We start from the raw sequence: 19,521 nt of genomic DNA, 5'->3' as shown, positions 1-19,521 counted from the left end.
CTAATCCGATCAGTCTTGTTTCTTGCCGGATTGGGATGCGCCTTTTGCTGGCTCACCTACCTGGAAGACGTCCATTTTCATCGGTGCCCGGCGCAAGGTTTTTTTCTCGTCGCTTACCTTGAAGCACTGCACCGCACCGCTCTTAAGCAACCGAACGGTCTGCCCTTCCCCACCCTGCGCGCCCGGCAGTTCGAACACCGCCGCCGACTGTAATAACTTGGTCAGCCGCGCCTCGGTGCCAGGCACCACATCGCCCACCGCCACCTCCTGCAACGCCCGGTCAGGCATCTGCAGAACGATGCGGCCATCTTCCGCGCCCAGCGCCAACAGCTTGATGCCGTCAAGCGCGCAGTTGCTCGCTTGCGCTTGAATTGCAAACATGGAAAGCAGCAGACAGATAAGGCGGCGCAAAATTCTGACCCTAATAAATTATCGAAAAGGGCAGAATTTTAGCATATATTCAATTACAAAAATATATACCAATGCTGCACTTCTGCAATAATTTTGCGCAACAACCTTCTGCGAACGATACCGAAAGTGACAGGAACTGCCGTCAATACGACCTAACTAGCATTAGTTACGGTCTCTGATATGGGCATTTATGGCGGGTCTGGACGGGCGGCAGGCCAGTGCTTATGAGCGGGCCATGAAGCCACATGTTGGCGAAATCGAGGTTTGCCTACCCACGCGCGAATAGCGCCCCACCATCACAGGCACCCAGCTATCGCCGGAGTTAACGGAACTCTCCAATGCCAGCTCATACGATGCTGGACGGTTGGCATATAGGTGTGACGCGTCTGCCCGCGCGACGATGTACGCACAAACCGCAGTGCGCGCTCATCCCACTCGCCCGGCGCCGGCACAGCGGGAACGAATCCCAGGCTGTCGAACCAGAAAAGACCAAGCCCTGAGGTTTGCTCGTCAACCGTAATGACCGCATGAGCCTTGAGCCAAGGCTTGCCGTCTCGCTGCGCGCTATATTCTTGAATCAGAATGCGCCCACCAAGATCGAGCCGCGCAGAAATCAACGCACAAGCCCTGCGAAGCGTCCCTCATCTCTTGCGGCAAACAACTGCGTTGCGTATTCACTGGCCATTACTCGGTCCTTTCAGCGCTGGTGACACTGGCAATCCTGCACTTCGATGTCGCCTATGTAGATAAATTTACCACTCATAGAGTAGTTGCTGCGAAATTGGCAGGCGCCTGGTTGGCGAAATTGGCTTCCAACGTATCCAGGAAGACCCGCGTCTTGGCCGGCATCAGGCGCCTGCCTGGGAAAACAGCCCAGCCGGTCACCGCCGGGAAGCACCAGTCAGGCAGCACGCGTACCAGTTCGCCGCGTGCTACCAGCGGCGCCGCGAACTGCGTGGTGCAGGTCGCGATACCCAAGCCGGTGGCGGCCATGCGCGTCAGCAGCTCCGGCGAATTGGCCATCAGGCGTACGGGCAAGTCACGCTCCCAGGTGTTCTTGCCGCGCGTGAGCGACCAACGCACCAGGCCATTGGCCATGGGCCGCAAGCTGAGCAACTCATGCTTGAACAGGTCGTCCGGGTGTTCCGGCAGGCCATGCAGCCCGGTGTAGGACGGCGCGGCGTACAGGCCCCAGGATGAGATCAGCACCTTGCGCGCTGCCAGCGTGGCGTCGTCCGGCAATGCCCCCATACGAATCGCGATGTCGAAATTCTCCGCCACCAGGTCGACCCGGCGCGGCGACAAATCCAGCTCAAGCTTGATGCCCGGGTACTTGGCCATGAAGGCCGGCAGAATCGTCGCCAGGTAGACGTTGGCGAAATCGGCCGGCATCGAAACTCGCAGCAGGCCGCTGGGCGCCTGTTGGCGATGCTGCGCCAGTGCGCCGGCAGCTTCGGTTTCCTCTGCCACCCGGCGCGCGTGTTCCAGCAGGCTGGCGCCAAATTCGGTCAGCACCAGCTTGCGGGTGGTACGGGTCAGCAACCGTTCGCCCAACCGGGCCTCGAGCTGGGTCAGGCGGCGGGAAACTGTCGATTTTGGCAATTGCAGGCGCTCGGAAACCTGGCTCAAGCTGCCAAATTCCACGATTCGGGCGAATAACAGCAAGTCGCTGGGGTCAATTTCGGTCATTTCACGGCTCCCCGTTCCACTGATGGAACAATGTTATCCATTTTAACGGCTTCTGGATCAAATATGGAACCGCTATAGTTACTCCATCGCAGCACTAAACCGAATACCGAAAGGAAGTACACTATGAACATCCTGCAAATCAACTCCAGCGCAAAAAGCTCCGGTTCCGAATCGTCCCGCGTAGCAAGCAATATCGTGAACAAGCTGCTGGCTGCCAATCCGGGCGCCAGCGTCGAAGTGCGCGACCTGGCTGCCAACCCGCATCCAGTGCTGGACGAATCCACCCTGCAGGCCCTGTTCACCCCAGCCGGCCAACGCAGCGCGGAACAAGCTGCACGCGTGGCCCTGGATGATGCGCTGATCGCCCAGGTGCAGGCTGCTGACGTGATCGTGCTCGGCGCACCGATGTACAACTTCGGCATCACGGTGCAACTGAAATCCTGGTTCGACGCGATTGCCCGCGCCGGTGTCACCTTCAAGTACACCGAAAACGGTCCGCTCGGCCTGCTGCAAGGTAAAAAAGTCTATGTCGCCACCTCGCGCGGCGGCATGCACAAAGATGCGCCAACTGATACCCAGTTCCCGCACCTGAAGATGTTCCTGGCATTCATCGGCCTGACCGACGTGGAGTACGTATTCATCGAAGGCCAGGGCTACGGCCCGGAAGTGGCCGCACAGCAGAAAGCTGCTGCCGATGCACGCGTTGAAGAACTGCTGGCATAACTGACAAAGGAAAAAAAATGGACAACATCGCCCAAACCCGCACAGTGGAACGGATTATCCGCGGCCAGGCCGTGATGGATGGCGCTGGCGTGAAAATCAACCGCGTGTTGACCCAGCCGCTGCAGCGTCGCCTCGACCCGTTCCTGATGCTGGACAATTTCGGCTCGGAGCAAGCCAACGATTACATCGCCGGCTTCCCCGACCACCCACACCGCGGCTTTGAAACGGTCACCTATATGCTGACTGGCCGCATGCGGCACCGCGACAGCGCCGGCAATGAAGGTTTGCTGGCCAGCGGCGGCGTGCAGTGGATGACGGCCGGCCGCGGCGTGATCCACTCAGAAATGCCGGAACAGGCGGAAGGGTTGATGGAAGGCTTCCAGCTGTGGCTTAACCTGCCCGCCAAGGACAAGATGCAGCAGCCTTGGTACAAGGACTTCCAGGCCGATGAAATCCCGGTCGTGAAGACCGAAAACGGTGCCACGGTACGTGTCATCGCCGGTGAAAGCCAGGGCGTGGCGGGCGCTGTGCAGCGCGAAGTGACGGAACCGCTGTACATCGACGTGGAACTGCCTGCCGGCGAAGCATTCAACCAGGCGATCCGCGCAGGCCATAACGCCTTCATCTACACCTATCGCGGCGAGGTCACGGTGGATGGCAAGGCGGTTCCTGCGCAGAGCATGGCGATCCTGGCCAACAACGCAGGCGCCGATGGCGTGACCATCAAGGCTGGCCCTGACAGCCGTTTCATCCTGTTGTCGGGCAAGCCGCTGAATGAGCCGATCGTGCAGTACGGCCCATTCGTGATGAACTCGCAGGCCGAGATCTTCCAGGCCGTCGAGGACTTCCGGGGCGGACGCCTCGGCGAGGAAGCGCACACTGTGTAAGGGCTGGCGGCACCAGGGCCGCCAGCAGTATCGTCAGCCGGATGCGTGCAGCCAGCAGGTGCGGGCCCGTAAGCCAAAGTAGCCGGCGCCACCAAAGCAGAACAGGCTCCCCAGGAAGGCCACCGGCACCACCTTGACAGATTCCGCCGAAAACTCCACCAGTCCCAGTATTGGAGCAAGCCCGCCCCACAGTAAGAATGAAGCAAATACCAGCAACATCGCGCAGCGCAAGGCCTGGACTGCAAAGCCCCCGCCAACGGCGCGATAGGGACGGGATCCAGCACGTGGCCGCCCTGCTTCAGCACTGGCTTGCTGGAGGGAGCCCGCCGTGCGGAATGCACTGGCCAGCGTTGCCTTCCAGCTGGATGGCATGGCTTGTTTGCACGGCATGGCCAGGTAGACATACTTTTTGTCGGCCCAGGCGTGGTAGCCAGGGGGGCGCCACGTCACCTGCCGACCGCTAATCCACGCGGGTATGGTGGCAAGGAAGAATGTGGTCGTCGATGTGGAGTGCTCGCTAGCCATCAGGCCAAACTGGTCATGGCTTATTTCAACGATCATGTAGGGTGCACCATCCTGTTCGCCTTCGATCGCCCACAATGCTTTGCAACCATCCAGGTCAAACCTGCTCCACAATGGGTCCGGGAAGGACGCCAGAAAATCGGGGCTGATCTCAACTTCGCGTGGTTCCCCTTCGCTCTCGAAGTCATCACGCTCTTGCGCAATCCTTTGATCTTTGCGCGCAGTTGACCATGCAAGAAGGAAGGTGACGGCGATCACCGACAGCCCTAGCAGCCCCGGCACTCCCGCAAAGACAAGGAACAAGCTGACCAGCACCAGAGAGGCGACGTACCTGCCCGCCTCTTCTATCCGCTTGTAGATGATGCAAAGAATCGCAGTGGCGGGAAGCGTCACGACAAAGAACATGATCGGTCCCAGGAACATGAGCACAAACCATTTCTCGCCTTGCTGCCCCGGCCCGCGAAGCCAGTCCATGGCGGGCCAGAGGCCGTAGAGCGCAGCGATGGCGGTGGCGGTGCCTGTCCATATAGGACCAAGCGGGTCAAGCTGGCTGTTCTTCATTTTCTCTTCATATTGCCAATGCAATCACTTGCTGGCACTCAGGGACGGTCAGGCAGTATACCAGCAGGGTCGCACGTCGCCTGGGCAGTGGCGGTACAATGTGCGCCATGAGCTCCATCATCCTTGATTGGCTGAAGAGGCTGAGCCACGCGCTCGGCTTCGACACCGCCGACTCCTTCCCGCCCGGCCACCAGTACGCGCGTACCCGGTGGGCTGGCGCGTATTTCGACATCCCCTCCGATACCAAGGCCGACGATATCGAGCGCCGCATGTGCGAAGCGATCGCCAATACGCCGCTGGTGTTTGCCCATATCGAGAATCCCACTCCGCGCATGCAGCGCGGGCTGATCGACGTGATCGAACGCCGCCTGCGCCAGAACCACGAGCGCGAAGCGGCGCAATTGGCTGCCTTGCTGATTCGCGCGTACGGCAGTCCGCACATCATCGAAGCCGCACCCGGCCTGCGCCGCGCCATCGAGGCAACGGACGGCTATGAGGCCCCGGCCCGCGTGCGCGCGCTGTTTGCCTTCCTGACGGACGCCCGGAACGACAACATCATCGAGATGCGCAGCTAGTCCTTAGGGATGTAGCTCATGTCGGCGCGGTAGCGCAGCAATTCCGTCCGGACAGCGCGCACCAGCGCTTTCGCCCCTGCCGGAAGTACTTCAGGCAAATCCGCCGCTGCGGCAAAGCTTGGCGCAGCGCGCATCAGCACATACTGGCCGCCGCCGCCCCCGATCTGCAAGCGGTACCAGGTGAACCTCGGCGCCGCCCGTCCGCTGTTCGCGGGCGCCGTGGCGCCGGCCACCAACTGGCGCTCGAATGCCGTCTCCTCCCCCGGAGCAACTGTGTAGGTAGCCATCGCCAGGAAGGGAGCAGCATCCGGCAGCGGCTGGCCGACGCTGGCCGTATCCAGCCGGCGGAATACGCCATGGCTCAGGAAATCGGCATGCGGCACGACGTTGGCAGCATTGTCGGCTGCATCGCCTGCAGGCTGCACGGCCGCGTCGAAATTCGCCGCAGCGTGACCGAACGTGCCATCCATGAACATGCCAAGCCGCTCGCCAAGTACGAAGGACCAGCCATACCAGGTCCAGCGGTCGTTGGCGCCTTTGTGCCATTCGAGGTGGCGCTGGTAGCCCTGCTCGAAGGCCGTACTTTGGCCCGGCTTCGGCTGGATCACCACCATGCGCGCGAAAGGCCCGGCTGCGGGCTGCGCGAATGCTTGCGCGCTAAGGAGTAACAGGGACGCTGCCAACAGTCGCTTCATTCGAACTCCGTTTGAAGTTATTCGGGATGAAGCGCTCGCGGAGACGCATGAACGGCGCTTCGACCGCAAAATATAGCAGCCATCCGGCAAAGACGCTGGCCGCGATCATGAGCGCGATCGAATCCAGGTCGACCGGCTCCCAGGGGTCGGCCAGCAGGATGCACAGCTGCTTGTGGGTCAGGTAGATCGAATAAGACCAGACGGCAATCGCACCCATGCCTGGAATACGGGTGCTGTGCAGCAGCGAGCCTTCGCTCAGGGCGGCCAGCAGCAAGGTCGCAAAGGCCAGGCCCAGGAAGGGATAGCCAAAGACCGACATGCCCCAGCTGAAGTGGTGTTCGAGGAACAACCAGAAAACCAGCGCCGTCAGCGCTGCGCCGACGGCCAGCATCCAGTTTCCGTGCCTGGTCAGGCGCTGCCACAGGTCCGGGTGGAAGTTGCGCAGCATCGCCAAGGCAACGCCGGCCAGCAGTTCGTCGAAGCGCGACAGCGTGGAGTAGTAGATCAGGGTGTAGTAACTGCGGCTACCATGCTCGCCGAGGTCCATGGCCGGCTGCCACCAGCCGTTCCGCAGCCACATGCCCGCCGCAATGGCCGACAACAGCGCCGCCCAGCCAAGGACCAGGGCGATCCTGCGGGAGGCGCCCGCCCGCGTGACCGCCGCGATGGCAAGCACAATAGGCGGCAACAGCAGGTAGAACTGCTCCTCCACGCACAGCGACCATGCATGCGAAAACAACGTCCCCGGCTTGAGGTTGATATTCAGCGTGAAGGTCAGGTACTTCCACCACGGCGCATGCGGCGAATTGCCCGCCCAATACGGCCAATAAGCGTACAGCGCCAGCACCGCCAGGTAAGCCGGCAAGGTGCGCAGCAAACGCCGCGCGTAAAAATGCGGCAGCGACAGGCCCGGCCCGCGCATGGCCGAAAACACCTGGTTACCAATCAGGTAACCGGAAAGCGCAAAGAACAAGTCCACGCCGGCCCAGCCGATTTCGCTGAACCAGCCGAAGGTCGGCTCGTGGCTGACGAAGGACATGTAATGGTTGGCAAACACCAGCATGATGGCCAGCGCGCGCAAAGTATCCAGGCCATGGACGCGGGAAGATCGATTCATGCGCGCATTGTACCTGCGCTAGAATATCGGCCACTCATTCGCCACCAGGGAACAGCATGACCGACGCCAGCAAAATGCATTTCAAATCTGTCAATTACACCGGCCAGGGCAAGGGCCGCCGCCTGATCATCACCGGCGCCGTGCACGGCAACGAAACCTGCGGCACCAAAGGTATCCTGCGCGTCATGGAGCAACTGGACAAAGGCGAACTGCACATCCTGAACGGCAGCGTGACCTTCGTGCCGATCACCAATCCGTTGGCATACCAGAAAAACCAGCGCTCCGGCGACCGTAACCTGAACCGCAACCTGTTCCCGACCGAAAACCCGCAAGACTTTGAAGACCACATCGCCAACTGGCTGTGTCCCCTGCTCGGCCAGCACGAAATCCTGTTGGACCTGCACTCGTTCAACGCCCAGAGCCAGCCTTTCGTGATGGTCGGCCCGCGCAATAACGACGGCACCCTGCAACCATTCCGGCACGAAGCCGAAGAACGCGCCATGGCGCGCATCCTCGGCGTCAAACGCTTCGTCGACGGCTGGATGGCTACCTACGGCGCCGGCGTAGAGCGCCGCCTGCGCGACGACAGCGAAGTGCAGACAGTTCTGAAATACGGCGTCGGCACCACCGAATTCATGCGCAGCACCGGCGGCATGGCCCTGACCCTGGAATGCGGCCAGCACTTCGATCCGCACGCGCCGGACGTGGCCTACCGCGCCATCATGAACGTCCTGGCCCACTTCGGCCTGATCGACGCGCCAAAGCCGCAGCCAATCGCGCTGGAAGACATGGAATACCTGTCGATGGTCGAAGTGCACGACAAGCTGGATCCTGCCGATGCTTTCAGCCGCACCTGGTCCAGCTTTGACCGACTGTCAGTCGGCGACGAAATCGGCCGGCGCGCCGATGGCAGCGCAGTGCTGGCGCCATTCGACGCCTATATGTTGTTCCCGGACGTCAATGCAAAGCCAAACGCCGAATGGTTCTACCTCGCCAAAGTAAGTGACTCTTTCGCCTGATAGCCATTAGTTCTAGAATCGCGGTAAGGGGTCAACAATATGAAAATATTCCCGCTTACCGCGTTGGGTGCGTTCCTGCTTGCGGCCCTGCCTTTGGCGGCAGCTCCCGGGGACCTTGTATTGCGTGTCACCGGCCAGGAAAGCCTGCCGCCCAAATGGATCCAGCAGGAAGGCCGGCCCACCACCGGCGTTTGTCCCGACATCCTTGCCGCCATCACCCGCGTTGAACCGCGCATCCGTTTCACGGGCCTGGACGACATTCGCTCGGTGCTGGTGATCGAGCAGAATCTCCGCCTCGGCAATGCCGATATAGCCTGCGCCCTGGTTTCCACTCCCTTGCGCCGGCATATCGCTATCGCCGTTCCGCAGCCTTTGTACATCTCGCGCCAACGCCTGGCGGCAGCCGCCGACGATACGGCAGAGATCAATTCGCTGGACGACCTGGCGCGCCTCAAGCCGCTGGTCACAACCTCGCGCGGCGCAGCCTACATTGACCAGTTGCGCTCGCGCGGCATCACCGTCGACGACAGCACCGGCAGCAACGTGACCAATCTGCGCAAAATCGTTGCCGGCCACGTGCGCTATTTCTATATGAACGAATTGACCCTGCACTGGCTGATTCGCGAGCAGAAACTGCGAGACAAGGTCAAGCTCATGCCTGCGGTCCTGAAAGAGGATTCCATGTTCCTGTGGGTGAGCAAAAAAGCGCCACCGCAGGCAGCGCAAATGCTGGCCGTTGCAGTCAAGAAGCTGAGCGACAGCGGCGAACTGACGCGCATCTACGCGCGCTGGTCGGATGAATCGGGCGTTGGCGCCCGCACCGATTAATGCGGCGACAGGACTTTCAGGCCCGCGATGCCGAGCACGATCATCGCGATGCACACCAGGCGCGCAACGCTGGCCGGCTCATTCAGCATCGTGATGCCCCAGATGACGGTGCCCACGGTACCGATGCCGGTCCAGATGGCGTAGGCAGTCCCCAGCGGAAGTGAGCGCAACGCCAGTCCAAGCAGGACCACGCTGCCGGCCATGGCGGCCAGCGTCACGGCGCTTGGCACCAGCCTGGTGAATCCTTCGGTGTATTTGAGTCCGACAGCCCAGACGACTTCCAGCAGGCCGGCGAGTAAAAGGACGATCCAATGCATGATGCTCTCCCAAGTCATGACGGGGTCGTCCCCGCCTGGCTCCCTGGACTTGCGGCGAGGTCGTCCCCGCGGGAGAAGGCCGACAGTATATCATTGGGGTCCAAACTTTCAGGGAGCCACACAATGCTGCTGTTCGCGCAGATCACCGTCGTCATCGTCCTGCTGATCCACGTCTATATCGTGCTGCTGGAAACCGTCTTCTTCGATACCCGCGGCCGCCGCGTGTTCGGCCTGTCGGCGGAGAAGGCCGCCATCGTCAAGCCGGCCATGTCGAACCAGGGCTGCTATAACGCTTTCCTGGTGGCGGCGCTGGCAGTGGGTCTGCTGCATGGCGAACCGGCGGTACGTTCCGCCTTCATCACCTATGGCCAGCTGTGCGTGGCCGTGGCAGGCATCTGGGGCGGCCTGACCGTCAGCAAACGCATCATCTTCGTGCAAACCGTGCCGGCCGTGCTGGCACTGGTGCTCTACCGCTTGGCATAAAAACAAGTCTTGAATTCCATCGTTACGCTCCGATATGCGCATCGGACTTTTCCGATATACTTATCGTGAAATACCGAAATATGACTGACTCTATTGACATTGATGCAATCCACAAGGCCCTGGCCAATCCGGTCCGGCGCCAGATCCTGTCCTGGCTGAAAGAGCCGGACGCCTGGTTCAGCGAGCAGCTCGCACCGCTGTCGCTGGGCGTCTGCGCGGGCATGATCGACAAGCAGACCGGCCTGTCGCAATCGACCGTCTCCGGCCACCTCACCATCCTGCAGAAAGCAGGCCTGGTGACGGTGCAGCGCGTCGGCCAGTGGAATTTCTTCAAGCGCAATGAGGAGGTCATCCTGCAATTTATTGAGCATGAGAGGAATACCTTATGAGCACCTTGTTCGACCCCATCACCATCGGCGCCCTGACCCTGAAAAACCGTGTCGTCATGGCGCCCCTCACCCGCTCGCGCGCCGTCGGCGGCAAGCGCGTGCCGAATGCCCTGATGGCCGAGTACTACGCCCAGCGTTCCTCCGCGGGCCTGATCATCAGCGAGGCCACTTCAGTCACCCCGCAGGGTGTGGGCTATGAAAACACCCCGGGCATCTGGTCCGACGAGCAGGTCGAAGGCTGGAAGCTGATTACCGAAGCGGTGCATGCCAAAGGCGGCAAAATTGTGCTGCAGCTGTGGCACGTGGGCCGGATCTCCGATCCAAGCCTGCTCGATGGCCAGGCCCCGGTGGCGCCGAGCGCAATTGCTGCGAAAGGCAATGTCAGCCTGCTGCGCCCTCCTCGCCCATATTCCGTGCCGCGCGCACTGGATACCGCCGAAATCGCCGGCATCGTAGAGGCTTACCGCAAGGGTGCCGAGAACGCAAAGAAAGCGGGCTTCGACGGCGTCGAGATTCACGGCGCCAACGGCTACCTGCTCGACCAGTTCCTGCAGGACTCGACCAACCAGCGTAACGACCAATACGGCGGCAACATCGAAAACCGTGCGCGCCTGATGCTGGAAGTGACCGATGCGGTGATCGGTGTCTGGGGCGCGGATCGCGTTGGCATGCACCTGGCTCCACGCCGTGACGCGCATGACATGGCCGATTCGAACCCGGCCGAGACCTTCGGCTATGTGGCGCGTGAACTGGGCAAGCGTGGCATTGCGTTCATCGCAGCACGCGAGGCGGTTGGCGATGACTCATTGGGCCCGTTGCTGAAGCGTGAGTTTGGCGGGGTTTACATCGCCAATGAGAAGTTTGATGTGGCGGGTGCGCAGGCTGCGCTGGCTGAAGGCCGCGCGGATGCGATTGCGTGGGGCAAGGACTTCATTGCGAATCCAGACCTGCCGCGTCGACTGCAGACTGGCGCGGAGTTGAATGCGCAGAGGCCGGAGTTGTTCTATGGGCCGGCGGCTGAGGGGTATACCGACTACCCGGCGCTGGCCTGAAACCGGTAACCCGGTACGCAACGGCCGCCGGTCGGGTCTGACCCTGTGGGTCAGACCCAGGTCTACCGGTTTAGCGGTTCGCCGAATAGTTCACCGGGAAGAACTTATACCCCTTCCCTTCAGCGCGCAAATGCCCCACACCCGGGAACGGCAAATGCGCCGCGCCCATCCAGTAGCCCTGCTTCGCCGCCTCGGCGAATGCTGCCTTGCGCTGCGCCAGCGCGGCCTTGGAGTCGCTGTCGAACTGGATCGTCACGCCGGGATCCGGCAACTGCACCGCCGCGTTGTGCATCAAGTCGCCAATCAGCACCAGCTTCTGCCCTTTGCTCTCCACCACATACGTGGTATGGCCCGGTGTATGCCCATAGCTCGAAGACGAACGCACGCCAGGCACCAGTTCGGTATTGCCCTCGAACGGCTTCACCTTGCCGGCATAGCCCGACACCGCCTTGATCGGTCCCTGGAAATTGTCCTTCGCCTCAGCGCTGGCCTTATCCAGGTTGGCTTTGCTCAGGAAATAATCCGCATCGCGTTTATCCATGCGTACCACGGCATTCGGGAAGGCAGGCTTGTCCTGCGCACCGAGGCCGCCGACGTGGTCGCCATGCAGGTGGGTGATGTAGATCTCGTCAACCTGCTCCGGCTGGTACCCGGCCGCTTTCAGGCTGCTCAGGATATTGCCCAGGGTCGGGCCGAACAAGCCGCCGGCGCCGGTATCGATCAGCACCAGCTTCGTGCCGGTATTGACCAGGAATGCGTTGACCGAAGTTTCAACCGGCGATTTCAGGAAGCTGTGCTCCAGCGTTTTGGTGGTTTTTTCCGGCTTCTGGTGCAGCAGTTGATCCATCGGCAGGTCAATCGTGCCGTCGTTCAGCACGCTCACCTCAAAGTCACCCACATTCATGCGGTAGAAGCCAGGCGCCTGGGTTTTGGCCATTGGCGCTGCTGCATGGGCGGCACCGGCGATGGCGGCGATTGCGAACGGTACGGCGAGCTTTTTCAGGATCATTCGATCTCCCTCTTTCTAGTTTCCAAAACGCTAGATTAGCGTAAACAGCAACTACATGCTCGTCGGTATCCGCAGCATCACGGAGACATCCGGGGTATCGCGCGTCAGCCCTGCTCCCACTGAAACATTGACCGTCCGTTTCGCATTCAGGCGGTAGGAAAAACCGACCAGCAGGGTTCCCAGCTGCGTGCGCACCGAACCGGGTGCCGGGATGCCGTTCTGCCGGGTGCGCGCAATCGAACTGTGGTCATAGCCAAAGCTGAGGGAGGCCTTTTCGTTCAGCGCCAGTCCCACCCCGAAATTGAAGCCGATCACAGCGCCGGGCTTGACCGTGCCCAGTGGCTCACGCTCACCGTCAAGCACCAGCCGGCTCAGATTCTTGCGCTGGAAGTTATACAAGTAGCTGACGCTGCCAAACAGCACGGCGGGATCGGTCGGGTACAGCCACGTCAGGCTCGGTTGCAAGGCGTAGAAGCCGGAACCGGTCGGCAAATCGAGCGGCAATCCGGTGCCGGTGGCATTCTCGCCAATGCAGCGCCGCACGCAATCGGTCACGACGTCAAACGGATCGCGTCCGGTGCGGGTCTTGAAGCGCAGGCCGGCCACGTAATACGGTTTCTCGGCACCGCCGTCGTTGAGCTGGTGACGCAGCGAAAGTTCGATGTCACCCATGGCCCGGCCGCTGACGTCGAACACTTTTTCCACCGCGGAGCCGGTGAACACCTCCCTGCTCACGGTGGAATCGGAGCGGTAGATGTACGGCAGGCGCAATTCCAGTTCTGTGCGGTTGCTCAAGCCATAGCGTCCGCTCAGGGTGGCGGTACTGGTGTTGCGCTTCACTTCACGCACGTCGATCAGTCCAATCAGCAAGGCGGGGATGATGGTGTAGCCCACCAACGCGACGCGGTTGCTGGAAGAATAGCCGAACTGGAAGGCCGGTTCGAGCACCAGCTTGCCGCGCCCGGTCAGCACACCGGGGCTTTCAAAGATGGGCGCCACTTCCGGTGGCTTGCTGTCGCGCTTCGGCGGCTGGCCGACGGCCAGTGCCGGCTGCGGCGCCGCACCGGGCGGCGGCACGTTGGGCTGCGGCTGGCTTTGCTCAGTGCCTGCGCCCGCGCCGGCACCGGCGGCGCCGGTGCCGCGCGCTGACGCCAGGCGCCCCTCGGCCACCTGCCGCCGCAAGTCTTCCAGCAAAGCCCGCTGCTCGGCCAGCGCCTTCTTCAACTCAGTCAGCTCGGCTGCCAATTCTGCATTGCTGCGCTGCTCCGCTGGCAACTGGGCCAGCGCCGCCTCGCTCGCAAGAATCAGCATCCCGGCCGCGATTTTCTTTGAAAGCATCGCTCCCTCCCTAGCGGGGCACAATGACGTTCGATAATGCCTGGCGCAAGTTGCCCTCCAGGTTGAGGCTTTTCAGTGTCGACAGCGCATTGACCGTAAGGTCGATGGTGGTCAGGCTGCGAATCAGCTGCCCGTTCGTATTGTTCTGTACCAGCATCGGCGCCAGCGCTGCACTGGCCTCCGGGGAGTTCGCCAGTCGCGCCACATCGGCCAATTCGACGCGGTTACGTGCCACCACCACACCATTTACTTCGACCATGCGCTCAACACCCAGCGCCACCAGCAAGCCGTTGCCGTTTTCAAAACCACCGCGGGCCTGCTCCAGCCGCGCGTCCGGCGCCGGGGCCCAGCCGTCGGGCGGCCCCTGCGCCATGGCAGGCATTGCCAGAACCAGCAGCAATCCTGCAGCAGCACGTATTTCCTGCTTCATGCCGCCCTCCCCTCAAAAATCACTTGTGCCCAACTTCGGCACCGTCACGTCACGCAAGCTGTCGCGCATGATGCCCTCCGACAGCAGGGCTTGCGGCGCCACGCGCCAGTCCGCCGTTTCGTTGAAGTGCGGCTTGCCTGGCCGGCCATGGATCACGAACAGCAAGCGGTTCTGCCAGATCGCCTCGAAGCCCTGGCGCGGCAAGGCGCGCGTGCCGCCGGCCGGGTCGCCAAGCAGCACCCGGTCGCCCTGCACGCCCTTGATCACGACGAAGTGGCGATAGCCGTTGTCGGCCACCAGCACGATCGCCGGCAATCCGGCCTGCGCCAGTTTGTCCAGCGGCTGCTCGAAGCCGTCCGCCGTAAAGCCGCGCGTGGCCAGGTAACGTTTCATGTCCAGCAAGGAAAATCCCTCGCGCCGGATGCGCGGCTGGTCGCCGCGCCCAAACATGTCACGGAAGATTTCCTGCTCCGTGACCGGAAAATCGTAGTGGTGGCTAAGCAGGGTTGCCAACGCTGCTGAACCACAACTGAAATCGTATTGCTGCCGCACTGTCGTGCGGAAGCGCGCCTCTTTAAGGCTGGTCACCGGCAGCACAAAACTGGCGCCGCCGGCTGCAAAGTCGGCGGCCTGCGCGGCAAGTGCCGGCAGCAATGCCAGAACGCTGATGAGGCCTCTCATTTGATCTGCACGTTGACGATGGTTGCATTCTGGATCAGCACGTTGGCGCCCGAGTTCTGGATCACCATCGGCATGCCCGAGGCGTTGCTGAACGCACCGTCAGTCACGATATTGGCGCCGGTAACGACGTTCACTGCGCTGTTGTTCGCCACCGTACCGGCCAGTTTCATATCGCTCCACGGCGCGTCACTGCCGCCGCGCATCTGTTCCAGGCGCTCATCCTGCGCGGGGCGCGCCATGGCGGGCACCGTTGGGGCCGCTTCCGGTGCAGGCTGGGCGTCATGCGGGGACGTGCCCGCCGCTGCAGCCAGCGGGCCAAGCGGCAGCGCACCCAGCCACGGGGACGCCGCCGCCAGGCCCGGCACCATTGCGGCGCACAGGGCCAGGACTAGCACTGGCCTGCCTAAGCTTCGCATGATGCCGCGCGGGCTATTTGCCCACGGCCAGGTTGGCCTGCACGTTCACGCTTTGCTGCACCAGCGACGACATGCCGTTGTTCTGGCTGATCACCATGATGCCCGCCGCCGACTGGCCAACGCCGCTCATGGTGTTCGACATGTCGAAGGTGCCGGCATTGACGCTATTGGTGCCGCCCGCGCCGCCATTGCCGCCGGTGGCATTGCCGCCGCTCGCTGCGCCCGCGGTATTGGTGCCGCCATCGCCGCCCGCGCCAGCGACATTGCCGCCGCCACCGGCACCGCCGGCGCCGCCGTCACCCGCCGTGGCGCTGCCGTTGGTCGCTGCACCGCCGGTGCCCGCCGCACCGCTGCCGCTGCCACCTGTCGCTGCGCCGCCCGTGCCACCGCCTGCAGCGCCGCTCGATCCGGCAGTATTGCTGGCCAGGCCGCTGGAGCCGCCATTGCCGCCATTGCCGCCTGCCGCGCCCGCGCCACCGGTACTGGTGCCATTGCCGCCAGCCGCACCGCCGCCGCCCGCACCGCCAGTTCCAGAGGCTCCAGCACCGCCAGTGGCCGCAACAGCGCCGCTGCCGCCGCCTGCGCCCGAACTATTGGCGCCGCCAGCAGCGCCATTGCCCGCGGTATTGCTTGCCGCCGCGCCGCTGCCCCCTGCCGCACCTGCACCGCCGCCGCCACCCGCACCGCCGGTACCGCCAGCGCCACTGGTGCCGGCGCCGGAAGTCGATGCGTTGCCGGTATTGGCCGAGCGTCCGTCAGCCGAGCCTGTGGTGCCGCCGGCGCTGTTCTGGTCGCCCATGCCGGGGATGGTCAATGGCTCAGTGCCGCTGGTACCATTCGAAGCGGTATTGCTCGATCCGGCGCTGCCGCTCGAGGCGGCACCACCCATTGAGGTTTGCGAGGATGTCGCCGCGCCGGAGGCGACGCTGCCGGTCGCGCCTGCCATGCCGCCCGCGCCTGCCGCACCGCCCGAACCACCCATGCCGCCGGCACCGCCGCTGGCAGCACCCGTTGCGCCACCGTCGCCGCCACGTGCGCCAGTGGCAGCGCCGGTCGCTCCGCCTGCGCCGCTGCCTGCAGTGCCGACCAGGCCGCCCGCGCCACCGGCCGCCGCACCGCCGGCGCCACCAGCGCCGCCGGAGCCAGCCACGACGCTACCGCCGGCGCCCCCTGCGCCGCCTTCACCACCGCGTGCGCCATCGCCGCCGCGGCCGCTCGCAGCACCGGCAGCCAGTCCGCCGGCGCCCGTGGTACCGCCCGTTCCCGCTCCGGCCGTTGCGGCGCCGCCGGAACCGCTGCCGCCGCTGCCATTCCCGCCAAGTGCGCTGCCGTTAAAGGCGACACCACCGGCGGAACCTGCCGCGCCGGCACCGCCGTTCGACATGCCGCCTGCGCCACCGGTACCGCTGGCGGTGCCCCCGGCTGCGCCGCCGCCAATCGCACCGGCACCGGCACCGCCATTGGCGTTGCCGCCATTGCTGGCTACATTGCCGATATTGTTGATGACGTTATTGGTCACGGTACCTGTCAGGGTGCTGACCGCGGTCGCTGTCGATGTGTTGAAGGCGTTGGCCATTGACGATGTCGCACTGGCACCGTTGTTGGCTGCTGCGGCACCGGCGGCGGCCGCGTCGGCAGCGCCACTGCTGTTGTTGTTGGCATTCGCCTGGCTGCTGTCCTGGGTGGCCGTGGAATTATCGTTGGCCTGTGCGCCCGGTCCGGCCTGGCTCACGTTGGGAGGCGGTGTCTCCTGCGCGAATGCACTACCCACCGCCAGTGCGATGGCTGCTGCAAGCAAAGTTTTCTTCATCTCGTCCTCGCTGATGTCGTGTTCTTCAAGTACCCTCAAAGCTGGGGCTTGAACCGATATCGCAAGCTTGATGCCACCTTCACTAAGCTGTTGAAATTGCTCGACTTTGGTGCGGCGACGCAGCAAGTGGCGTGCATGCAGGAGGAAAGTTTGTCACTTCCTCGTGACACGTCGGTCGGCACCTCGTGCCTTCCACCATAGGAGATAAGGGCCACGCAACAATGTCACATCTTTGTGACGCGGCAGTTCGGATGCTCAGTCTTCGCCGCGGCGCGACGGGCGCTGGATCCCGTGTTTCGCCATCAGGCGATACAAGGTCATGCGCGATACACCCAGCTCACGCGCCACGGCGGTGACGCTGTGGCCGGCATCGATCCGTCCTTGCAGCGCCGACCGTTCGGCACTGGCGCGGGCGCTGTCAAGGTCTTCGGCGGCGAACGCGAGGTCGACGCCATCCAGCTCCAGGTCGTGCGGCTGGATCAAGACGCCATCGGCCATCACGGCCGCACGCCGCACACGATTCAGCAGCTCGCGCACATTGCCGGGCCAGTCATGGGCGCGCAGGGCGCGCAGCGCGCTATTGCTGAAGCCGCGTACCCGGCGCGCACGCTCGGTGGCGTAACTGTGGAAGACTTCTTCCGCCAGCGGCACCACATCGTCGCGCCGTTCGCGCAAGGCCGGCACCTGCAAGGTCAGGACATTGAGCCGGTAGAACAAATCTTCCCGGAACAGGCCGCGTTCCACCGCATCGCCAAGCTTGACGTGCGAGGCCGCGATCACGCGCGCATCGACCGGCACGCTGCGCGTCCCGCCCACGCGGTAAATGGTTTTCTCTTGCAGGAAGCGCAGCAGGTTGGCCTGCAGCTCAAGCGGCAAATCGCCGATCTCATCAAGGAAAATCGAGCCGCCGCTGGCAGACTCGATCAGGCCGCATTTGCCCGGGCCGGCGCCGGTAAACGCGCCTTTCTCGTAACCGAACAATTCCGATTGCACCAATGAGGCAGGGATCGCACCGCAATTGATGGGCACGAATGGTCCATCGCTGCGCCCCGAGTGTTCATGTATCGCGCGCGCCACAAGTTCCTTGCCGGTGCCGCTCTCGCCCCAGATCAGCACGGGCGCATCGGCGCCGGCCACTTTCAGTACCTGCTGGCGCAGCAGTGTAATGGCCGAGCTGTGCCCGGTCAGGCGCATTGTCTGGCAGGCTTCCGGCAGATGGCCGAGCCCGGCCAGCGCGGCCAGGCCCAGCGCATGCCCCAGCGTATTGCTGAGTCGCGCGGCATCCACCGGCCAGGTATGGAAGTCAACGCAGTGGTCGTGCACCAGCTGGCGTAGAGCTGCTTCCTCCAATGCCTGCGGCAGGAAGACCGCGACCCAGCGCGGCCGGCTATGGCGGCGCAGGAAATGGTCCAATTCAGTAAGCGCGCCGGCCCAGTTATCGAGCAGCAGCAAACCGACCGGGAAATGCTGTTCGCGCAAGGCCGCCGCTGCCTCGGCCAAGCCGGCCACATGGCAGACGTCGAACGTTTGGCCGGCGGCAAGCAGAGCCGCCGGCAGCGCTGCTGTTGTCGCAGCGACGCACAAGACTTGCCTTGTCATAATTTCACCTTGCTGCCCCGTGGAGCGGCGCGATAGAATACCGCCGCACAAAATTTCAGCACCAAGAGTTACAAACTCTCAATGGTAGCAATAACACAATGGGGAAGGCATGGATCAATATAAGCTAGAGGCGGACAAACTGCCAACACTAAAGCAGCGTGTCGCCATGCGCCTGTTGCAGGCATTCGGCTGGCAAGTGAAGTTCAAGCCGCTGCCGGAGCCGCGCGGCATTGCCGTGGTCTACCCGCATACGTCGAACTGGGATTTCATCATCGGATTGCTCGGCAAATGGGCGCTGGACCTGCCGTTCCGCTGGCTGGCCAAAGACAGCCTGTTCAAGATCCCGCTGCTGGGCCGCTGGTTCTACTACCTCGGCGGCGCACCGGTCGACCGCAGCGCGCCGCAAGGCCTGATCCAGGCCCAGGCCGATGCCATGATGAAGGAAGACTGGTATTGGGTCGGCATCACGCCGGAAGGCACGCGCGGCTACAAGCCTTATTGGAAAAGCGGTTTCTATCAACTGGCGCTGGCCGCCAAAGTGCCGCTGGTACTGGTGTATATCGATTTCCCGAACAAGACCCTGGGGCTGACCGAGCATGTGTGGCTGACCGGCGATGAAGAAAAAGACATGGCGGCCATTCGCGCCGGTTTCGACGGCCACCTCGGCAAACATCCCGAGCTGATGGCCCCTATCGTCTTGCGCCAGCGCTGAATCCAGCCACCTCAGCATCCCCCTCAAGACGCACCAGCGTAATGGTCTGCGCCTTGCCCGGCTCGAAGCGCAGCGCCGTCCCCGGCGCGATATCGAGCCGCATGCCATACGCCTTCCAGCGTTCGAACTGCAGCGCCGAATCGACTTCGAAAAAGTGGAAATGGGAGCCGACCTGGATAGGACGGTTCCCCTGGTTTGTTACGGTCAGTGTAGTGCGATCAGTCATGTGACCTATATCTGCAAGACTCATGCCAGTAA

The 19,521-nt window shown here is 62.9% G+C and carries 23 protein-coding genes; 9 read left to right on the top strand and 14 right to left on the bottom strand.

The window, feature by feature from the left end; all coding sequences use genetic code 11:
• Positions 1-9: 9 nt before the first annotated feature.
• On the bottom strand, positions 10-411 hold the full coding sequence (locus tag ASD07_RS05020; RefSeq protein WP_156397874.1) for a hypothetical protein: 402 nt from the start codon (positions 409-411) through the stop codon (positions 10-12).
• Between the two features lie 759 nt (positions 412-1,170).
• Entirely contained in the window at positions 1,171-2,100 is a 930-nt protein-coding gene (locus ASD07_RS05015) for a LysR family transcriptional regulator (protein ID WP_055926201.1), read from the bottom strand.
• 123 nt (positions 2,101-2,223) lie between these two features.
• Between ASD07_RS05015 and ASD07_RS05010 the strand changes: the two genes are divergently transcribed.
• Together ASD07_RS05010 and ASD07_RS05005 are read left to right on the top strand one after the other, a co-directional pair.
• Entirely contained in the window at positions 2,224-2,823 is a 600-nt protein-coding gene (locus tag ASD07_RS05010; protein WP_055926198.1) for an FMN-dependent NADH-azoreductase, read from the top strand.
• Positions 2,824-2,840: 17 nt separating this feature from the next.
• Positions 2,841-3,710: a pirin family protein gene (locus ASD07_RS05005; RefSeq protein WP_055926195.1), complete on the top strand. Its 870-nt coding sequence runs from the start codon at positions 2,841-2,843 to the stop codon at positions 3,708-3,710.
• A gap of 33 nt (positions 3,711-3,743) precedes the next feature.
• On the opposite strand, the gene ASD07_RS05000 is transcribed toward ASD07_RS05005, so the two are convergent.
• Entirely contained in the window at positions 3,744-4,793 is a 1,050-nt protein-coding gene (locus tag ASD07_RS05000; RefSeq protein WP_055926191.1) for a hypothetical protein, read from the bottom strand.
• Positions 4,794-4,900: 107 nt separating this feature from the next.
• Between ASD07_RS05000 and ASD07_RS04995 the strand changes: the two genes are divergently transcribed.
• The gene (locus ASD07_RS04995) at positions 4,901-5,368 is read left to right on the top strand and encodes a hypothetical protein (protein ID WP_055926280.1); all 468 of its coding nucleotides are present in this window, start codon (positions 4,901-4,903) and stop codon (positions 5,366-5,368) included.
• Here ASD07_RS04995 and ASD07_RS04990 read toward each other — a convergent pair.
• Positions 5,365-6,063, bottom strand: coding sequence for a hypothetical protein (locus ASD07_RS04990; protein WP_156397873.1), 699 nt, complete (start codon positions 6,061-6,063; stop codon positions 5,365-5,367). The genes ASD07_RS04995 and ASD07_RS04990 overlap by 4 nt on opposite strands.
• On the bottom strand, positions 6,026-7,180 hold the full coding sequence (locus tag ASD07_RS04985) for an acyltransferase (RefSeq protein ID WP_055926185.1): 1,155 nt from the start codon (positions 7,178-7,180) through the stop codon (positions 6,026-6,028). Before ASD07_RS04985 ends, ASD07_RS04990 begins: the two co-directional genes overlap by 38 nt.
• Positions 7,181-7,236: 56 nt before the next feature.
• On the opposite strand from ASD07_RS04985, the gene ASD07_RS04980 reads away from it, so the two are divergent.
• Positions 7,237-8,199 (top strand): succinylglutamate desuccinylase/aspartoacylase family protein, encoded by a 963-nt coding sequence (locus ASD07_RS04980; RefSeq protein ID WP_055926182.1) that lies wholly within the window; start codon positions 7,237-7,239, stop codon positions 8,197-8,199.
• A gap of 39 nt (positions 8,200-8,238) precedes the next feature.
• Positions 8,239-9,027 (top strand): ABC transporter substrate-binding protein, encoded by a 789-nt coding sequence (locus tag ASD07_RS04975; protein WP_082507132.1) that lies wholly within the window; start codon positions 8,239-8,241, stop codon positions 9,025-9,027.
• Here ASD07_RS04975 and sugE read toward each other — a convergent pair.
• Complete coding sequence (sugE, locus tag ASD07_RS04970; RefSeq protein WP_055926277.1) at positions 9,024-9,344, bottom strand: quaternary ammonium compound efflux SMR transporter SugE; 321 nt, start codon at positions 9,342-9,344, stop codon at positions 9,024-9,026. The two genes, ASD07_RS04975 and sugE, sit on opposite strands and share 4 nt — an antisense overlap.
• A gap of 123 nt (positions 9,345-9,467) precedes the next feature.
• Here sugE and ASD07_RS04965 point away from each other — a divergent pair, with 123 nt between their 5' ends.
• The 3 genes from ASD07_RS04965 to ASD07_RS04955 all read left to right on the top strand — a co-directional run bounded on the left by ASD07_RS04965 (position 9,468) and on the right by ASD07_RS04955 (position 11,268).
• Positions 9,468-9,827 carry a DUF1304 domain-containing protein gene (locus ASD07_RS04965; protein ID WP_055926176.1) on the top strand — a complete coding sequence of 120 codons (360 nt, stop codon included), beginning with the start codon at positions 9,468-9,470 and terminating at the stop codon, positions 9,825-9,827.
• An 80-nt stretch (positions 9,828-9,907) separates the two neighbouring features.
• A complete protein-coding gene (locus tag ASD07_RS04960) occupies positions 9,908-10,216 on the top strand; it encodes a helix-turn-helix transcriptional regulator (protein WP_055926174.1) in 309 nt (102 codons plus the stop codon).
• Positions 10,213-11,268 carry an alkene reductase gene (locus ASD07_RS04955; protein WP_055926171.1) on the top strand — a complete coding sequence of 352 codons (1,056 nt, stop codon included), beginning with the start codon at positions 10,213-10,215 and terminating at the stop codon, positions 11,266-11,268. Before ASD07_RS04960 ends, ASD07_RS04955 begins: the two co-directional genes overlap by 4 nt.
• Before the next feature lie 70 nt (positions 11,269-11,338).
• Here ASD07_RS04955 and ASD07_RS04950 read toward each other — a convergent pair whose 3' ends face one another.
• From ASD07_RS04950 to ASD07_RS04920, 7 genes are all read right to left on the bottom strand, one after another.
• The gene (locus ASD07_RS04950; protein WP_055926168.1) at positions 11,339-12,277 is read right to left on the bottom strand and encodes an MBL fold metallo-hydrolase; all 939 of its coding nucleotides are present in this window, start codon (positions 12,275-12,277) and stop codon (positions 11,339-11,341) included.
• A 51-nt stretch (positions 12,278-12,328) separates the two neighbouring features.
• Positions 12,329-13,615 carry an acetate kinase gene (locus ASD07_RS04945; protein WP_055926165.1) on the bottom strand — a complete coding sequence of 429 codons (1,287 nt, stop codon included), beginning with the start codon at positions 13,613-13,615 and terminating at the stop codon, positions 12,329-12,331.
• 10 nt (positions 13,616-13,625) lie between these two features.
• Complete coding sequence (locus ASD07_RS31245) at positions 13,626-14,045, bottom strand: hypothetical protein (RefSeq protein WP_055926162.1); 420 nt, start codon at positions 14,043-14,045, stop codon at positions 13,626-13,628.
• Positions 14,046-14,057: 12 nt separating this feature from the next.
• Entirely contained in the window at positions 14,058-14,726 is a 669-nt protein-coding gene (locus tag ASD07_RS04935) for a C39 family peptidase (protein ID WP_055926160.1), read from the bottom strand.
• Positions 14,723-15,121, bottom strand: coding sequence for a hypothetical protein (locus tag ASD07_RS31590; RefSeq protein ID WP_229207058.1), 399 nt, complete (start codon positions 15,119-15,121; stop codon positions 14,723-14,725). Before ASD07_RS31590 ends, ASD07_RS04935 begins: the two co-directional genes overlap by 4 nt.
• 34 nt (positions 15,122-15,155) lie before the next feature.
• On the bottom strand, positions 15,156-16,952 hold the full coding sequence (locus ASD07_RS04925; protein ID WP_055926154.1) for a hypothetical protein: 1,797 nt from the start codon (positions 16,950-16,952) through the stop codon (positions 15,156-15,158).
• Positions 16,953-17,207: 255 nt separating this feature from the next.
• Positions 17,208-18,551: a sigma-54 dependent transcriptional regulator gene (locus ASD07_RS04920; RefSeq protein ID WP_055926152.1), complete on the bottom strand. Its 1,344-nt coding sequence runs from the start codon at positions 18,549-18,551 to the stop codon at positions 17,208-17,210.
• A 109-nt stretch (positions 18,552-18,660) separates the two neighbouring features.
• On the opposite strand from ASD07_RS04920, the gene ASD07_RS04915 reads away from it, so the two are divergent.
• Positions 18,661-19,263, top strand: a complete 603-nt coding sequence (locus tag ASD07_RS04915; protein WP_055926149.1) for a 1-acyl-sn-glycerol-3-phosphate acyltransferase — start codon at positions 18,661-18,663, stop codon at positions 19,261-19,263.
• Here ASD07_RS04915 and ureB read toward each other — a convergent pair.
• The gene (gene ureB, locus ASD07_RS04910; RefSeq protein ID WP_055926146.1) at positions 19,241-19,513 is read right to left on the bottom strand and encodes an urease subunit beta; all 273 of its coding nucleotides are present in this window, start codon (positions 19,511-19,513) and stop codon (positions 19,241-19,243) included. The two genes, ASD07_RS04915 and ureB, sit on opposite strands and share 23 nt — an antisense overlap.
• Between the last annotated feature and the right edge of the window lie 8 nt (positions 19,514-19,521).

Origin of the sequence: Duganella sp. Root336D2, assembly GCF_001425005.1 — a bacterium.
Lineage (GTDB): Bacteria > Pseudomonadota > Gammaproteobacteria > Burkholderiales > Burkholderiaceae_D > Rugamonas.
This window is presented reverse-complemented; position numbering and strand designations above follow the sequence as displayed.

What these genes read in the sequence shown, in the direction of transcription:
- ASD07_RS04955 (WP_055926171.1), top strand. Translation starts at nt 10,213, where the DNA reads ATGAGCACCTTGTTCGACCCCATCACCATCGGCGCCCTGACCCTGAAA.
- ASD07_RS04915 (WP_055926149.1), top strand. Translation starts at nt 18,661, where the DNA reads ATGGATCAATATAAGCTAGAGGCGGACAAACTGCCAACACTAAAGCAG.
- ASD07_RS04960 (WP_055926174.1), top strand. Translation starts at nt 9,908, where the DNA reads ATGACTGACTCTATTGACATTGATGCAATCCACAAGGCCCTGGCCAAT.
- ureB (WP_055926146.1), bottom strand. Translation starts at nt 19,513, where the DNA reads ATGAGTCTTGCAGATATAGGTCACATGACTGATCGCACTACACTGACC.
- ASD07_RS05010 (WP_055926198.1), top strand. Translation starts at nt 2,224, where the DNA reads ATGAACATCCTGCAAATCAACTCCAGCGCAAAAAGCTCCGGTTCCGAA.
- ASD07_RS04990 (WP_156397873.1), bottom strand. Translation starts at nt 6,063, where the DNA reads ATGAAGCGACTGTTGGCAGCGTCCCTGTTACTCCTTAGCGCGCAAGCA.
- ASD07_RS04935 (WP_055926160.1), bottom strand. Translation starts at nt 14,726, where the DNA reads ATGAGAGGCCTCATCAGCGTTCTGGCATTGCTGCCGGCACTTGCCGCG.
- ASD07_RS04985 (WP_055926185.1), bottom strand. Translation starts at nt 7,180, where the DNA reads ATGAATCGATCTTCCCGCGTCCATGGCCTGGATACTTTGCGCGCGCTG.
- ASD07_RS04950 (WP_055926168.1), bottom strand. Translation starts at nt 12,277, where the DNA reads ATGATCCTGAAAAAGCTCGCCGTACCGTTCGCAATCGCCGCCATCGCC.
- ASD07_RS05015 (WP_055926201.1), bottom strand. Translation starts at nt 2,100, where the DNA reads ATGACCGAAATTGACCCCAGCGACTTGCTGTTATTCGCCCGAATCGTG.
- sugE (WP_055926277.1), bottom strand. Translation starts at nt 9,344, where the DNA reads ATGCATTGGATCGTCCTTTTACTCGCCGGCCTGCTGGAAGTCGTCTGG.
- ASD07_RS04995 (WP_055926280.1), top strand. Translation starts at nt 4,901, where the DNA reads ATGAGCTCCATCATCCTTGATTGGCTGAAGAGGCTGAGCCACGCGCTC.
- ASD07_RS04945 (WP_055926165.1), bottom strand. Translation starts at nt 13,615, where the DNA reads ATGCTTTCAAAGAAAATCGCGGCCGGGATGCTGATTCTTGCGAGCGAG.
- ASD07_RS05005 (WP_055926195.1), top strand. Translation starts at nt 2,841, where the DNA reads ATGGACAACATCGCCCAAACCCGCACAGTGGAACGGATTATCCGCGGC.
- ASD07_RS04975 (WP_082507132.1), top strand. Translation starts at nt 8,239, where the DNA reads ATGAAAATATTCCCGCTTACCGCGTTGGGTGCGTTCCTGCTTGCGGCC.
- ASD07_RS04925 (WP_055926154.1), bottom strand. Translation starts at nt 16,952, where the DNA reads ATGAAGAAAACTTTGCTTGCAGCAGCCATCGCACTGGCGGTGGGTAGT.
- ASD07_RS04920 (WP_055926152.1), bottom strand. Translation starts at nt 18,551, where the DNA reads ATGACAAGGCAAGTCTTGTGCGTCGCTGCGACAACAGCAGCGCTGCCG.
- ASD07_RS04965 (WP_055926176.1), top strand. Translation starts at nt 9,468, where the DNA reads ATGCTGCTGTTCGCGCAGATCACCGTCGTCATCGTCCTGCTGATCCAC.
- ASD07_RS31245 (WP_055926162.1), bottom strand. Translation starts at nt 14,045, where the DNA reads ATGAAGCAGGAAATACGTGCTGCTGCAGGATTGCTGCTGGTTCTGGCA.
- ASD07_RS04980 (WP_055926182.1), top strand. Translation starts at nt 7,237, where the DNA reads ATGACCGACGCCAGCAAAATGCATTTCAAATCTGTCAATTACACCGGC.
- ASD07_RS05000 (WP_055926191.1), bottom strand. Translation starts at nt 4,793, where the DNA reads ATGAAGAACAGCCAGCTTGACCCGCTTGGTCCTATATGGACAGGCACC.